The sequence below is a fragment of the Tsukamurella ocularis genome (genome assembly GCF_965138335.1).
Lineage (GTDB): Bacteria > Actinomycetota > Actinomycetes > Mycobacteriales > Mycobacteriaceae > Tsukamurella > Tsukamurella ocularis_A.
Window position 1 is genome coordinate 343520 of sequence record NZ_CBCSDV010000001.1, and the last position, 14724, is coordinate 358243.

The 14724-nt window shown below is 71.5% G+C and carries 14 protein-coding genes; 4 read left to right on the plus strand and 10 right to left on the minus strand.

Annotated features, from left to right (window positions below; all coding sequences use genetic code 11):
* Nucleotides 1–11: 11 nt before the first annotated feature.
* Nucleotides 12–1256: a 4-hydroxyphenylpyruvate dioxygenase gene (hppD, locus tag ACNAYW_RS01815; protein ID WP_415848045.1), complete on the minus strand. Its 1245-nt coding sequence runs from the start codon at nucleotides 1254–1256 to the stop codon at nucleotides 12–14.
* Nucleotides 1257–1411: 155 nt separating this feature from the next.
* Here hppD and ACNAYW_RS01820 point away from each other — a divergent pair, with 155 nt between their 5' ends.
* Together ACNAYW_RS01820 and ACNAYW_RS01825 are read left to right on the plus strand one after the other, a co-directional pair.
* On the plus strand, nucleotides 1412–1921 hold the full coding sequence (locus tag ACNAYW_RS01820; RefSeq protein WP_415848046.1) for an Lrp/AsnC family transcriptional regulator: 510 nt from the start codon (nucleotides 1412–1414) through the stop codon (nucleotides 1919–1921).
* A 142-nt stretch (nucleotides 1922–2063) separates the two neighbouring features.
* Nucleotides 2064–3290 carry a Glu/Leu/Phe/Val dehydrogenase dimerization domain-containing protein gene (locus tag ACNAYW_RS01825; protein ID WP_415848047.1) on the plus strand — a complete coding sequence of 409 codons (1227 nt, stop codon included), beginning with the start codon at nucleotides 2064–2066 and terminating at the stop codon, nucleotides 3288–3290.
* 42 nt (nucleotides 3291–3332) lie between these two features.
* Here the strand turns inward: ACNAYW_RS01825 and ACNAYW_RS01830 are convergent, their stop codons facing one another.
* The 6 genes from ACNAYW_RS01830 to ACNAYW_RS01855 all read right to left on the minus strand — a co-directional run bounded on the left by ACNAYW_RS01830 (nucleotide 3333) and on the right by ACNAYW_RS01855 (nucleotide 9076).
* Nucleotides 3333–4844: an ArnT family glycosyltransferase gene (locus ACNAYW_RS01830; protein WP_415848048.1), complete on the minus strand. Its 1512-nt coding sequence runs from the start codon at nucleotides 4842–4844 to the stop codon at nucleotides 3333–3335.
* Nucleotides 4837–5505 (minus strand): TetR/AcrR family transcriptional regulator, encoded by a 669-nt coding sequence (locus ACNAYW_RS01835; RefSeq protein WP_415848049.1) that lies wholly within the window; start codon nucleotides 5503–5505, stop codon nucleotides 4837–4839. Before ACNAYW_RS01835 ends, ACNAYW_RS01830 begins: the two co-directional genes overlap by 8 nt.
* Before the next feature lie 117 nt (nucleotides 5506–5622).
* Nucleotides 5623–6126 (minus strand): ferritin, encoded by a 504-nt coding sequence (locus tag ACNAYW_RS01840; protein WP_415848050.1) that lies wholly within the window; start codon nucleotides 6124–6126, stop codon nucleotides 5623–5625.
* Nucleotides 6127–6189: 63 nt separating this feature from the next.
* The gene (locus tag ACNAYW_RS01845) at nucleotides 6190–7659 is read right to left on the minus strand and encodes a PepSY-associated TM helix domain-containing protein (protein ID WP_415848051.1); all 1470 of its coding nucleotides are present in this window, start codon (nucleotides 7657–7659) and stop codon (nucleotides 6190–6192) included.
* Nucleotides 7660–7744: 85 nt separating this feature from the next.
* Entirely contained in the window at nucleotides 7745–8434 is a 690-nt protein-coding gene (locus ACNAYW_RS01850) for a hypothetical protein (RefSeq protein WP_415848052.1), read from the minus strand.
* A gap of 51 nt (nucleotides 8435–8485) precedes the next feature.
* Nucleotides 8486–9076, minus strand: coding sequence for a phosphoribosylanthranilate isomerase (locus tag ACNAYW_RS01855; protein ID WP_415848053.1), 591 nt, complete (start codon nucleotides 9074–9076; stop codon nucleotides 8486–8488).
* A 358-nt stretch (nucleotides 9077–9434) separates the two neighbouring features.
* On the opposite strand from ACNAYW_RS01855, the gene ACNAYW_RS01860 reads away from it, so the two are divergent.
* Nucleotides 9435–9716, plus strand: a complete 282-nt coding sequence (locus tag ACNAYW_RS01860) for a hypothetical protein (protein ID WP_415848054.1) — start codon at nucleotides 9435–9437, stop codon at nucleotides 9714–9716.
* 81 nt (nucleotides 9717–9797) lie between these two features.
* Here the strand turns inward: ACNAYW_RS01860 and ACNAYW_RS01865 are convergent, their stop codons facing one another.
* The 3 genes from ACNAYW_RS01865 to ACNAYW_RS01875 form a co-directional block, all read right to left on the minus strand.
* Nucleotides 9798–11600 (minus strand): penicillin-binding transpeptidase domain-containing protein, encoded by a 1803-nt coding sequence (locus ACNAYW_RS01865; protein ID WP_415848055.1) that lies wholly within the window; start codon nucleotides 11598–11600, stop codon nucleotides 9798–9800.
* Nucleotides 11601–11670: 70 nt separating this feature from the next.
* Nucleotides 11671–12588 carry a serine hydrolase gene (locus ACNAYW_RS01870; RefSeq protein WP_415848056.1) on the minus strand — a complete coding sequence of 306 codons (918 nt, stop codon included), beginning with the start codon at nucleotides 12586–12588 and terminating at the stop codon, nucleotides 11671–11673.
* Nucleotides 12570–13415 (minus strand): LysR family transcriptional regulator, encoded by an 846-nt coding sequence (locus ACNAYW_RS01875; protein ID WP_415848057.1) that lies wholly within the window; start codon nucleotides 13413–13415, stop codon nucleotides 12570–12572. Before ACNAYW_RS01875 ends, ACNAYW_RS01870 begins: the two co-directional genes overlap by 19 nt.
* A gap of 64 nt (nucleotides 13416–13479) precedes the next feature.
* Between ACNAYW_RS01875 and ACNAYW_RS01880 the strand changes: the two genes are divergently transcribed.
* Nucleotides 13480–14685 carry a PucR family transcriptional regulator gene (locus ACNAYW_RS01880; protein WP_415848058.1) on the plus strand — a complete coding sequence of 402 codons (1206 nt, stop codon included), beginning with the start codon at nucleotides 13480–13482 and terminating at the stop codon, nucleotides 14683–14685.
* Nucleotides 14686–14724: the final 39 nt, after the last annotated feature.

The following is a 14724-nucleotide window of genomic DNA, read 5'->3' on the forward strand; positions in this document are numbered from 1 at the left end:
CCGGAACGGTGTCAGAGATTGCCGCGCCGGTCCTGCTCGCGCTCGATGGCCTCGAACAGGGCCTTGAAGTTCCCCTTGCCGAAGCCGAGCGAGCCGTGGCGCTCGATGATCTCGAAGAACACGGTGGGCCGGTCGCCCAGCGGCTTGGTGAAGATCTGCAGCAGGTAGCCGTCCTCGTCGCGGTCGACCAGGATGCCGCGCGAGCGCAGCTCGTCGACGGGGACCCGGACCTGCCCGATCCGCGCCCGCAGCTCCGGATCGTCGTAGTAGGCGTCCGGGGTGTTCAGGAACTCCACGCCCTCGGCCCGCAGCGCGTCCACCGCAGCGAGGATGTCGTTCGTGGCGACGGCGAGATGCTGCGCGCCCGGGCCGCCGTAGAACTCGAGGTACTCGTCGATCTGCGAGCGCTTCGCGGCGATCGCCGGCTCGTTGAGCGGGAACTTCACCCGGTGGTTGCCGTTCGCGACCACTTTGGACATGAGGGCCGAGTAGTCGGTGGCGATGTCGTCGCCGATGAACTCGGCCATGTTGGTGAAGCCCATGACCCGGTTGTAGAAGCCGACCCACTCGTCCATCCGGCCGAGTTCGACGTTGCCGACGATGTGGTCGAGTGCCTGGAAGATGCGCCGGGGCGCGCCGTCGCGCTTGCGGAAGGTGCTGGTGGCGGGCACGAAACCGGGAAGGTACGGCCCGTCGTACCGGGCCCCGTCGACCACCCGCTGCACCAGCGTGTGTCGCGTCTCGCCGTAGGTCGCGATGGCGCCGATCCGCACGGTGCCGTGATCGTCGGTCACGTCGTGGGGCTCCTCGAGCACCGTCGCTCCGGATGCGCGGGCGTGCGCGATGCACCGATCGACGTCGGGGACCTCGAGCGCGATGTCGACGACGCCGTCGCCGTGCCGGGCGTGGTGCTGGACGAGGGGGCTGTCCGGGCTGACGGCGCCCTGGACGACGAAGCGGATGGATCCGGAACGCAGCACGTAGGCCTTGTGGTCGCGCGCGCCCTGCTCCGGGCCGCGGTACGCGACGAGCTCCATGCCCCAGACGGACTGGTAGTAGTGCGCGGTCTGGGTGGCGTTGCCCACGACGAAGACGATCGCGTCCCAGCCGTTGACCGGGAAGGCGTCGCGCGTGGCGTCGTAGGAGACGAGCCCGACGAGTTGCTGGAGCTGCTCGGCGCCGAGCCCGGCGAGCTTCTCCTCGTCGGTCAGGGTCTGCTCGAGGGAGGTCTGCTCGGGTGCGGTCCTCGTCGTCATGGTCGTCTCACCTTCCGGGCCGGATGTAACGTGTGTCACCACCATCGACCCGCGTCTCCCCGATGACAACATCGACAGCTCTCTCTGCCCAAACTGCCGCCGATCGCCGCTGATTCGGTACATCATGTAGTCAGATCGACTAGAAAGAACCCGCCATGCTGGAACCCGTGAAACTGGACGACGTCGACTTCGCGCTCCTCGACTCACTGCATCGTGACCCGCAGATCGGGGCGCTCGAGACGTCGCGGCGCGTCGGGGTGGCCCGCGCGACGGTGCAGGCGCGGCTGAAGAAGCTGGAGGAGGCCGGTGTCATCGCGGGGTACCAGCCGCACCTCGACGTCGCGGCCGCCGGTTTCGGCGTGCAGTGCTTCGTCCAGCTCGAGACCGCGCAGGGCGAACTGAGCGCCGTGGCCGACGAACTGGCCGCCATCCCGAACGTCCTGGAGGCCTTCGCGACCACCGGCGGCAGCGACGTGCTGTGCCGGGTGGCCGCGGCATCGCATCAGGGCCTGCAGGAGACGCTGCTCCGGATCGGGCGGTCCCCGCTGGTCGCGCGATCGATCAGCATCGTCGTGCTGTCGGAGATCGTGCCCTTCCGGGCGATGCCGCTGCTGCGGACGCTGGACGCGCGGCCGGTGCCCCGCGCACCGCGGTACCGCGGCTGAGCAGATTGCACAGTTCTGTGTACCGAGGCTGTACATCCGGTGGGCACTCTGCCCGATCATCCGGCGGATCGTTGCCGTCGCGCCACCGGGGGTCTCACAGTGATGTCGTTCACATCGGCATTCCGCAGTCCCCAGGAGCGACATGAAGCAGCTGCTCACCCGGTTCGAAGCCAAGGCGCCCGAGGTGGTCTTCGAATGGCACGACCCCGAGACCTCCGCCCGAGGCTGGACCGTGATCAACTCCCTGCGCGGCGGCGCGGCCGGCGGTGGCACCCGGATGCGGCAGGGCCTGGACCGCCGCGAGGTGGAGTCGCTCGCGAAGACCATGGAGATCAAGTTCACCGTCGCCGGGCCGGCGATCGGGGGCGCCAAGTCGGGCATCGACTTCGACCCGACGGACCCGCGCAAGGACGAGGTGCTGCGGCGCTGGTTCAAGGCGGTCGCACCGCTGCTCAAGACGTACTACGGCACCGGCGGGGACCTCAACGTCGACGAGAAGTCGGAGGTCGTCCCGATCACCGAGAGCCACGGGCTGTGGCATCCGCAGGAGGGCGTGGTGAACGGGCACTTCGCCGCGGACGGCCGCGACCGCGTGCAGCGGGTCGGCCAGTTGCGGCTGGGCGTGGCGAAGATCGTCGAGGACCCGCGGTTCACGCCGGACCACGGCAGTCGCTACAGCGTCTCCGATCTCATCACGGGCTGGGGCGTCGCCGAATCGGTGCGGCACTACTACCGGGTCTACGGCGGCTCGCTCGCGGGCAAGCGGGTGATCGTGCAGGGGTGGGGCAACGTCGGCGCGGCCGCGGCCCTCTACGCCGCGCAGGCGGGTGCGCGCGTCGTCGGGATCCTGGATCGCGACGGTGGCCTCGTCCGGCGCGAGGGGATCAGCGCCGACGAGGTGACGGACCTGTTCCTCGCGAAGCGCGGCAACCAGTTGATCGCGGACGACCTGCTCCCCGTCGGGGAGGCCGCCGAGCAGATCTGGTCGATCGGCGCCGAGGTCTTCCTCCCCTGCGCCGCTTCGCGTCTCGTGACCCGCGACCAGGTGGACGCGATGATCGGGGCCGGCCTGCAGGTGGTCGCCTCGGGCGCCAACGTGCCCTTCGCCGACCCCGAGATCTTCTACGGGCCGGTGTACGAGCACGCGGACCGGCAGGTCGCGGTGATCCCGGACTTCATCGCCAACTGCGGCATGGCCCGTGCCTTCGCGATGCTCATGGAGGGCGAGGTCGAGGTCTCCGACGAGGCGATCTTCAGCGACGTCTCGCGCACGATCGGCACCGCTCTCGAGCGTTGCCGGGAGCGGTCCGCGAGCTCGACGCTACTGGCCGCCACCGCGTTCGAGATCGCGCTGGACCAGCTCGTCTGACGGTGCCGGGCGGGCCGACGTGGGGCCGGCCCGCCCGTGATCTCACATGCGCCGCAGCTCCGGCCACAACGTCGACCACGGCGCGCGCGGGTGGCAGAGCCGGATGTCGACGCCGGTCGACGCGGTCGGGAAGCCGATCCGGTGGTCGAACCGCCGCAGCGTGCGCGCCCGGTCGCACATGTCGTCCTGCAGCTCGGCGTCGGAGCTGATGACGCGCAGCACCGTCGTCGCCGCATCGTCGGGCTCGCCGAAGAAGCCGTAGCCGCGACTCGGGCTGAACACCGGGGGCAGGCCGTGCCCGTAGTACTGCAGGGCGGAGGCCTGCCAGTAGGAGCTGGCGACGATCGCCTGCGGCCGTTCGCCTTCCGGCAGTTCCGCGATCGACTGCTCGACCGCACGGGTCAGCTCGGGCCACCCGAACTGGCCGTAGACGGAGATCTGCATGCCCGCCTCCATCACCGACTTCGGCTCCTCGATCTCGGATTCGGGGGTGAACGGCAGGCTGACGACGATCGAGGCGGCCGCGAGGATCGACAGCGGCGCGGTCACCGCCAGGCGCAGCGTGGGCCTGGGGAGCGCCTCGAAGGCGACGGCGCCGGCCGCGATGATCACCGGCAGCATGCCACCGGGGTAGTACGGCCGCCCGGCGGTGATGATGAAGACGATCACCAGCAGGACGAAGGCGGGCGCGAGGAACCGGAACGGGCGGAGCCGGTCCGAGCGCATCAGCGCGTACAGGCCGTAGAGCAGGAGGAGGCTGCCGAGCACGCCGGCGGTGAGGAGCATGATCGGGATGAAGCCGATCCGCCCGCCCGCGTACTGGCTCTCCTCGGCGACCTGATCGGTGAGCTGGAGGTACGGCCAGCCGCGCTGCGCCTGCCAGAGCAGGGCGGGGATCATCGTGACCACGGTGAACGCCCCGCCGAGCCACAGCGCCGGCCGGCGCACGAGATCCCGTGGCCCCCAGATCAGCGAGGCCACGATCGCACACACCCAGAACACGGGGATCAGCCATTTGACCTGCATGTCGATCGCGGTCACGACCCCCGCCGCGAACAACAGCCAGTCCTGGCGGGTGCGCACCCAGCGCACCACCAGCCACGTGATCGCCACCCACAGCGGCGTGTCGATCGCATTGGTGGCGAGCAGTGAGGACTGCAGCAGCAGGAAGGTGGACGTCGCGTAGGCGCCCGCGGTGAGGGCCTGCGCGAAGCGACCGCCGCCGAGTTCGCGGGCGATCAACGCCGACAGCAGGATCCCCATCAGGGTGATGAGGATCGACGGCAGGCGGAAGAGCACGAGCGAATCGCCCGGCAGGGCGTCGCCGAGGAGCGCGAGCAGAGGCAGGATCGGCCCCTGGTCGGCGTAGCTCACGGACAGGTGATGGCCGGCGGCGATGAAGTACAGCTCATCGCCGAACAGGTGGTACTTGCTCGCGCCGAACGTCGCGACGATCCCGCTCAGCAGCAGGATCGGCGCGAGGGCGACCCAGGCGATCGGCGCGGGGTCGACGGCGTCGGTGCGATCGACGGGGGCGGAAGCGGTCTCAGTCATCGGTGTCCTCCGACGGTGCGAGGGGTGCGGTTCCGTGCGGCGAGGGCTGCACCGCTGCGAGGAAAGTGCAGATCATCTGATCGGCGTGGGCGTCGATGTCGAATGCGGATGCGCGGGCGGCCCGGCCCGCGGCGCCGTCGATCGCGTCGCGGATCAGGCGGGCCATGATCGTGGGCTCGAAATCGGAGGAGAACTCGCCGGATTCCTGTCCGTCCCGCAGTATCGCGGCGAGCGGCGCGAGCATCTCCTTCTCACCGTCGCTCGGGCTGAAGGCGGGGGTGCCGTCCGGGTTCCGCAGGTTGAGGACCACTTCGACCATGGCGCCCAGGTATCTGCGTTGCTCCTTGATGTATTCGAGGTTGGTGGCGATGTAGGTGCGCAGGACGTCGGTCGCGGAGTGCTGCTCGGCGAGCCGGGGCCCCATGAACTCCGCACCGGCCACGAACAGCTGGATCACGACCTGTCGCATCAGGTCGTCCTTGCCGTCGAAGTGGTACGAGATCACGCCCTTGGAGATCCCGGCCTGCTGCGCGATGCGGGCGAGGGTGGCACGGCCGTATCCCTCATCGGCGAGGACCTCGACCGCCGCAGCGATGATCTGGCGGCGGCGGGCCTCCTCGATGAACGACCTCTGGCCGCTCGGTTCCTTTTCTGGCCGCATGGTCAAAAAATAGCACGCGCGGCCAGGATCGTCGACCCTGTTCGGCGGGGCGGAGACGAGAAACGGGGCCCTCCGTGGTGGAGGACCCCGTTTCCCGGGCTGCAATAGGTGGCTTGATCAGGCCTCGGTGGTGCGCGTCGGCCGCGAGCCGAGCTCCTCGTCGAGACGCAGGAGGCCGGGGCCGTCACCGTCGATGAGCTTGAGGCGACCGACGATCTCGCTGACGGTGGCCTCCTCCTCGACCTGCTCGTTGACGAACCACTGGATGAGGCTCTTGGAGTCGATGTCGTCGTTCGCGGCCCGGTACAGGTCGCGGATCGAGTCCGACACGCGGCGCTCGTGCTCCAGCGCGACGTTGAAGACGTCGAGGACGGTCGTCACGTCCACCTTCGGGGCGGCGGAGGCGCCGATCTTCGGGTGGTTGTCGCGGTCCGAGAGGTGGTCGATCCACTTGTTGGCGTGGACGATCTCCTCGTCGGCCTGATGGCGCAGCCAGGCCGCGATGCCCGGCAGGTCCCGGATCTCCATCTCGATGGCCAACTGGCGGTAGACCAGCGAGGCCTCGAACTCGAGCGTGATCTGATCGTTGAACTTCTCTTCGAGTGCATCCGTGAGCTTCATGGACCCGACTCTAGAACCGTTCCAGGATTCCCGCAACGCAGGCAAGGCGACCCTTTGCGCAGGTCAGGGGCTATTTCTTAGGTTAGCCCTACCCCTCTTAGCCACGCCTATCGCAAGATCGAGCACCACGAACGCGAGCAGCGAAACGCCGAAGACCGGCAGGAACCAACCGAGGAACGCGATGCCCAGAATCGCCGGAATCGCGTGCGACGGTTCGACCTTCCGGATCGCGCCCCGCGCCGGCGGCTTCGGGAGCCCGCCGCGCTTCGGCCGCCGCTGCCACCACATCAGGTAGCCGCGCACGATCACGGTCACGAGAAGTGCTGCGAACGCAACCAATGCGATCTGGTTGAGCAGACCGAACTGCCAGCCCATGTGGGTGTTGATGAGCAGCTCCGTCGCCTTCGCCAGCAGGGGCCATGACGCGAACGCGAGCACCGTGATCACCTGACCGGTCGCCGGATCGACGGTGGCCGAGTCGATCCCCATCCGCCACGGCTGCCGGGTCTGCGCCACCGTGATCGCGACGTTCGGGTCCGTCGGGATCGAGACCTGGACGGCACCGTCGACGCCCCGCGCCGCGGCCTCCGTGACTGCCCGGTCCAGGACCGCGATGTTCCGGGACCGGGTCTGCTCCGCGACCTCCGGTGCCACCGCCGGTGCGGCCGCGGGCATCTGGTGGTCGGCGTGCTCGCCGCCCCCGGTGTGACCGCCGTCCGGCGTCAGCGATGTGGACAGCGCGGGCTTCGTCCAGCCCAACTCGGCCCGCAGCTGGCCGATGTTCTCGCCGGCGTACTTGGACCAGGTCAGGCCCGTCGCGGAGAAGAACAGCAGCCCGAGCAGGAGCCACGTGCCCACGGCGGCGTGCCGGCTCATCCGGCCGCCCCGGCCCTTGGCCCGGCGGTCGTAGGCCAGCATGCGGCGCGGGTTCCCGCGACGGTGCCGCCACCACAGGTAGAGGCCGCCGAGCGCGACGACCCACAGCCACGACGCGGCGAGCTCGCTGTAGAACCGGCCGACGTCGCCGAGGTGCAGGTCGACGTGCAGCCGGTCGATCCAGAACCGGATCGGCAGCGCTTCGACGGATCCGTACACCGGCAGCGCGCCCTGCACCTGCGCCGACGCGGGGTCGACGTAGACGGCGAGCTGGCGGCCGTCGGCGGCGAGCGACGGGTCGTCGAACAGCACGCGAGTGGTGAGCCCGGGGCCGTCGCCGGTCCGCACCGCCGCCACCGGCAGGCCGGGCCGGGCGGCCTGCGCCGCGGCGACCTGCTCGGCCAGGGGCCGGGCGGGGCCGTCCGTGCGCGCCTCGATCTGGTCGGCGTAGACGAACTTCTCGACGGTCGGCGCGGCGGCGTAGAGACCGCCGCTGATCGCCGCGATGAGCAGGAACGGTCCCACGAGCAGGCCCGCGTAGAAGTGCAGCCGCAGGATCGCGGCCCGCCACCCGGTCCGCGTGGGGGCGGGTGTGGCGGCGGGAGGGGAGGACTCGGTCGGCGGCGCGTTCTCGGCCGCCGAATCGGTTACTGACATGAGGACACCTCACGGGTAATGCGCGTACGCGCGGGGAGCCCGGGCGGCGAAGCCGATCCGGGCGGGTGACGAGGGGGTGAGGGTGTCAGGCGGGCGGCGCGCGGAGCGCCCCGTTTCGCGCGAGCACGGGGAGCGGGACGGCGCGGAAGGTCCAGACCGGGGTGACGACGGTGCGCGAGCGCTCCCGCCATGTCGGGATCAGGGGCGTCAGCGTCGCCAGCGCGACCCGCAGGGCGTGCTCCGCCCCGGCGATGACGGTGCCCGCGACGATCGCCGCCATGAGGTGCGCGGCGGCCATGGTCGGGCTCACGGCGAGGTGCCCCATCGTCAGGCCGAGCGCGAGGTGGCCCCCGCCCTGTCCAAGGAGCAGCAGCCCGGCGACGGTTCGCGCGCCCGCGGTCCGCGGCCGCGCGGCCACCGCGCCCAGGACGGCGCACACCGCGGCGAGCAGCAGTACCGCGGTCATCGGGACCGACGGTGCCGGGGCGCCTGCGGACATGTCCATCGCGTGGGTGGTCAGGGCCGGCGTCGAGTGCATCGCATGTCCGCCCACGGCGTGCTCGGGCATCGCGGACACGGCGTCGGATGCCATCGCGGACATGCCGTGACCGGGCATGGCGTGCCCCGGCATCGCGTGCCCGGGCATCGAGTGGGTCGCCATCGCGGCACCGCCGGCGCGCATGGCGAACGCGTGCGCGGTCAGGCTCGCCGCGAAGGAGACCGCGCCCACCGCCGCGCCACGGACCGTGGCTTCGGGGCTGGCGGGGCGGAACACAGGCGGAATACTACTCCCCGTAGGGGGCGCGTCCGGAACGGGAACCGCAGGTCAGGGCCGGGTGGCGGCGACGAAGGCGCGAATGAGGGCGGGATCCTTCACGCCGGGCTCCGCCTCGACGCCGCTGGAGACGTCCACCCCCGACGGTCCGAAGGCGGCGATCAGCGCGGCCACGTTGTCGGGGCGCAGGCCGCCTGCGAGCAGCCAGTCGACGGTGGGCGGTACCGGCAGGTCCGCAGGCGAGAACGTCGTGCCCGAGCCGGGCACCGTCGCATCGATGAGCAGGCGCTGCGCGCCGGCGTGACCCGCGGCGGTGAACCGGGCGGCGGAGATCGCCCGGATGGTGCGGAAGCCGGCATCGGCGGCGCGGGCGAAATGGTCGTCGGGTTCGTCGCCGTGGAGCTGGATCGTGCCGACGCCGGCCTCGCGGGCCAGCCGCAGCACCTCGTCGATCGGCTGGCCGCGGAAGACCCCGACGGTCTCGACGCCGGCGGGCACCCGCGCGACCAGCGCCGCAGCGTCAGCGGCCTCGATCAGCCGGACGCTGCCGGGGGCGAAGACGAATCCCACGGCATCGGCACCCGCCTCGACCGCGGCGTCCACGGTCTCCGCGGTGCGGAGCCCACACACCTTGACGAACACACTCGGGATCGTATCGCGACGCCGCAGGACGGTATGAGGCCCGTTCGCGGGAGCTCATTTGCTCTCGCTGGTGGCCCGTTCACTGCCGCGCGGGATTCTTCGGGGCGACGTGTCCTCCGATTGGATGATTGATCGAATTCGGTGCCGCCGGCTAGCGTTGATCTAAATCATTCAGGCGCGTCGCGATGAAATTGCGCGATCGAGCGAAGGGGTCGATATGAAGTGTAAGAAGTGTTTCACTACCGTCCATCAGTGTTCTGGATGCAGTGGCGGTCGCAGCAACTTGACCTGCAGCAGATGCAACAACACCGGCTACGTCTGCGGACAACACGGCGGGTTCTGGAAGTAGGTAAGAGCAATGGAAATTCCTTTGATTGTCGGAGTTGTTGCGTACGTCATCACCGGCTTCATTCTCGGCAAGATCTATTATCAGCGGCGTCATGGCGTGTACAGTCCATTGTTCGGCCCCGGTGCCAAGAATCCCACCCGGATCGCATTCGCATTCGCCTGGCCGGTGATGATGCTTCTGCGGAAATCGGAGCTGTGCACGTGTCGTGACCACGTGATGGAACGAGCGCAGGCGCGTCAGGAGTACGACGCGTACAACAGCGCGCTGCGAAACGAGCGCGGCGGCTACTGAGCCGTCCCCGGTTCTGGGCGGGGCGGCCACTCGAATGGGTGCCCGATCGCGCCGGCTATTGACTGGACTTCGGGGCGCCTCCTACGGCAGATCGCCGCCCGCGCCGCGGAGGAAGGCGCCGCTCACGGCGACGGCGGGTCCGGAGCTCTCGCCGGAGACGACGAGCGTCGCGAAGGCGAGGTCGCCGACGATGCCCGCGAACCAGCCGTGCGCGTGGGTGTTGTCGCCGAACTCGGCGGTGCCGGTCTTGCCGCCGAGACCCTCGATGTCGCGCAGCGCCGTCGCCGTCCCCGAGGTCACCGTCTCCCGCATCGCGGTGCGGAGCGCGTCGGCGACGCCCGGATCGATCGGCTGGGGCGCGACGTTCGTAGGGGCGGGCTCACCGTCGAACAGCGCGGGCCGGGCCGTCGTGCGGGCGGCCAGCGAGGCCTCGACGACGGCGAGCCCGAACGGTGAGGCCGTGACCCGGCCCTGGCCGATGGACTCCTCCACGCGCTCCGCGGGGGTGCGGGCGGCGGGGACCGAGCCGGTCACCGTGGTGATGCCCGGGATGGTGAAGTCGACGCCCAGGCCGAAACGCCGGGCGGTGTCGGTGAGCGCGGTGTCGCCGAGCTTGGTGCCCAGGCCCGCCATCGTCGTGTTGCAGGACTTCGCGAAGGCGGTGTGCAGCGGCACGGTGCCGAGCGCGAACTCGTTCTCGTTGGGGATCGTGCGGTCGCCGAAGGTCGCGCGGCCGGGGCAGGCGAGCTGCGCATCGGGCGTCGTGAGCTTCGCGTCCAGCGCGGCGGCCGTGGTGATGGTCTTGAACGTCGAGCCGGGCGCGTAGAGGCCGGTCAGCGCGACGGGGCCCTGCCGATCGGCGGCGGCGTTCTGCGCCACCGCCAGGATCCCGCCGGTCGACGGGCGGATCGCGACGAGCATCGTCGCGCGCTTCTCGCCGGAGACGGCCGCGTTCGCGGCGCGCTGCAGGCCGGCGTCCAGCGTGGTCCGCACGGGGCGCACCGGGGCGGCGGGGAAGGAGTCGACGAGCCGCAGCGGCTTCCCCTCGCCGTCGACGACGGTGACCGACGAACCCGCCGCGGCGTCCACGTCCCGTCGCCAGCGCTCCTCCAGGCCGGAGACGACGGGCGAGCGGTAGGCGGGCGCGGCGGTGAGCAGGCGTCCCTCCTCGCGCACGGTCACCCCGTCGATACCGGTGAGCGCGCCGACCTTCTTCGCGTCGGCCGCGCGTAGGGAGATGACCGCCGTGGGGGAGTCCTTGCCCTCCACCGTCTTCCGGAGCCCGGCGGCGGTCACCGTCGGGTCGGCGGCGGCGAGCCGGGTGGCGAGGGCGTCGGCGGCGGAGGTCGCCTTCGCCGGGTCCAGATTCACGACGGTGACCGTCTGCCACGTCATGAGCGGCGCGTTCTTCCGGTCGACGACCGGGGTGTCGTAGGGCTTCTCGTCGGCGTAGAGCAGGCGCGCGCCCTCGGCAGTCGCATCCGGGTGCACGACGGTGGGCGCCCAGGTCACTTTTCCGCCCCCGGCGGCGACCTTGGTGGTGAACCGCACGCCGTGCTTGCGGGGAAGAGCCCACGACCAGGTGAGCGTCCGGTCCTCACCGTCCTTGCCGGCGGTGACGGTCGGCTTCGCGTCTCCCATGCCGTCGAAGGTGGCCTGCAGCGCCTTCGTGGCCGACTCGGGATCCGAGGTGAGGTTGGCGGCGTGCGAGGCGTCACGGCCCGAGAGGGCGGTCGCGAACTTGGTCACCACGTCGTCCTCCGAGCAGGCGACGAGGGACCCCGCGAGGGCGGCGACCGCGAGGATCGCCGCGGCGCCGCGGGCGGGGCGGCGACCGGCGGCGCCGGAGGCGTGGCGAGCGGGCCTGTTGAGGGCGGAGCGCATGCGTCCAGTCAACCCGCGCCGGTGATACCCGCCAAAGAGCGAAATCGGCGTCGACGATAGCCGTTCGCTATCACTGCAGGTCCAAGGGCACACGAAGCGCGTCGACCGCGATGGCTGCCACGGTTCCGATCGCGGCGTCGACCCGCGGAAGGCTCGGATCGTTGCGCGCCGCGTGCGTGAAGACCGCCACCGCGACGGGGTACTCGCCCGGGTAGGCGATGACCGCGACCTCGTTGCGGAGCGCGCCGAGGGTCCCCGTCTTCCCCGCGATCGACGGTGCCGAGCCGAAGCCCGACGCGACGCGGTGCCGGAAGACCTGCCCCGCGAGCGCCGAGCGGGCGAAGGCGCACTGCTCGCTGGACGCCGCGGCGTCCGACCAGACCGCGGCGAGCAGCGCGGTCATGTCCGCGGCCGTGGTCGCGCTGCCGAAGGTCGGGTCGTAGGCGCGCACGGGGCGCGCGAGGTCGTCGTCGGCGAGCGCGGCGAAGGCCTCGGCGACGGTGTGCGTATCGGTCTCGGCCATCATCGCTGCGTGGATCTCGGCGTCGCCGCCGACGATGCGGGTGCCGCGCAGCCCCAGGTCGCGCGCGGTCCGCTGCACCGCGTCGAGGCCCACGAGGCGCATCAGTACGCCCGCCGCCGCGTTGTCCGAGACCGCGATCATCGAGCGCACCAGGTCGCGCACGCTCATCTGGACCGGGTCGGACAGCGCGGCGATGCCGGTGGGGCCCGGCGTCGAGGCCGCGGGGTCGACGACGACCCGCGCGCGCGGGTCGAGTCGGCCGGCGTCGACCGCGCGCGCCGCGGCGACCAGGAGCAGCACCTTGTAGACCGACGCGGGTACGACGGGTTGCTCCCCGCCGACGGACAGTGCGACGACCGGATCCGCCGGGCGGCCCACGACGCGGGCGTGCAGCCAGCCGTTGCACCCGGCGTCGGCGAAGACCGCGTCGATCCGCTCGGCCGCCGTCACCGGCCCCGCCGCCACAGCGCCGATTCCAGCCGCGCCGCGTCCGGGTGGTCGCGGCGGCCGAGGACCTTGACCCGCAGCGGAAAGTCCGTCGCCGGGCGGCGGGCGGTCCCGGCGGGGGTGTCGTCGCCGGCGGCGACGGGCGTGAACGCCAGGCCCGCGGCGACGGCGGCGTGCGCGGCGGCCTCGGTCTCGGTGATGAGCACGGTGGACGTGATGCCCCGCGCGGTGAGTCGGTCCAGCAGGAGGTCGGCGGCGGGCGGGTTCGCCGCGCGCGGCGGCAGCGCGACCGCCAGTGTCGAGAGGTCGCGCAGACGCGGCGAGCGGAATCCCTCGGGCACCAGGAAGTCTCGTGGCAGGGCGATCACGGGGCCCGACGGTGCGCCGTCCCCCAGTACCGGGTGCTCGACCACCGCGACGTCCAGGAGGTCCTCGGCGACGGCACGCGCCAGCTGCGGCGAGGCCCCCGCCGAGAGGGTGAGCGGCGCACCGTCGATCCCGGGGGAGAGCGCGGCCGCGCACGCCGCGGCCACGGCGGAGCCGAGCGCGTCGCAGAGCGCGACCCGGCGCTCACCGGTGCCCGCGCCGAGGCGTGCCGCCTCCGCCACGAACCGGTCGGCGTCGCGGACCATGACCCGGGCCCGCGGTAGCAGCTCGCGGCCGGCGGGAGTGAGGTCGGCCCCGCGCCGGCTCCGGTCGATGAGCGTGACGCCGAGCGCCTCCTCGAGCCGGCGCAGGCCCGCGGAGACCGGCGGCTGGGTGATGCCGAGCCGGTCGGCGGCGCGCCCGAAATGCTGCTCCTCGGCGACCGCGACGAAGAAGCGCAGGTGCCGGATGAGGTCCATGTGCCGGAGTCTAGCCAGCCGAAACCCGCACGCGCGGCGGTGGGAACGACGACAATCGACAGGCGTGAGTGCTGCCGTGGACGCCGAGATCGCGCAGATCCGCGATGCCCTGACCGCACGAATGGGCGAGATCACCGTCTCCGTCGTCGCGGCGATCCGGAGCGAGATCCCGTTCTACGCCGACGCCGGCGCGGTCTCCGAGGAGATGGTGACCACCGCGGTGCACGACAACCTCAGCTACATGGTGCGAGCACTCACCGACAGCCGCTTCGACACGGCTCCGGCCGCGGTGACGGGTCGCACGCGCGCGGAGATCGGGGTGCCGCTCGCCGCGATCATGCACGCCTACCGGATCGGCGTGCACCGCGTCTGGCAGGAGGTGCATGCGATCGCCGAGGCGCGGCCCGGGCTGAGCAGGCAGGCGCTGCTCCTGGCGACGCAGCACATGTGGGAGGCGCAGGACGCCTTCGTCGACGCGATGGCCGGCGCGCACCGGGACCGCACCACCGAGCAGGCGCTCGACGACGCGGCCGAGCGGGCCGCTCTCGCGGAATACCTTCTGCAGGGCCATATCCCGAGCGATCAGAGCCTGTGGGAGATCGCGACGCTGCTGCGCATCCCCACGAAGGGCCCGTACCTCGCGGTGGCGGCCGCGACCGTCGACGTGGGCAGGTCCCCGCTGCCCGGCATCGCCGACCGGCTGCGCGCGATCGACGCCTATTCGGCCTGGCGGCTCCTGCCCGATCAGCAGATCGGCATCATCCACGCCCCCACGCCGGCGGTGCGGGGCGCGGTGATCGACCTGCTGCGGCGGGTCGCCGTCGCCCGCGTCGGCGTGAGCGCGCCGTTCGGCGACCTGCGCGACACCCCGCACGGGCTCAACTTCGCCCGTCGGGAGTTGGTCGGGCCGGGCACCGGCGTCTCGGTGTTCGACGGCTCCGTTCTCGGCACCGCCGCGATCGCCGCGCCCGAGACCACCGTCGACCTGGCGCGGGGCGTGCTGCGCGGCCTGTACGAGCTGCCCGACGACGACCGCGAGCCGCTGTTCGCGACCTTCCGCGCCTGGGTCGCGCACGACGGGAACGTCAAGGACGCCGCCGCCGAGCTGTTCGTGCACCCCAACACCGTTCGGCACCGCCTGCGCAGGGTCGAACAACTGACGGGTCGCTCGGTGGGGTCGCCGCGCGAGGTCGCCGAGTTGTGCCTCGCCTTCGAGGTCGACGCCCGGGTCCGTTTGCGGGTGGGAACCTCGCGCGATGTGACGGCCTGAGGTCGCCGGCGGCGAGCCGACCCGCGAGTAGCGGATGGC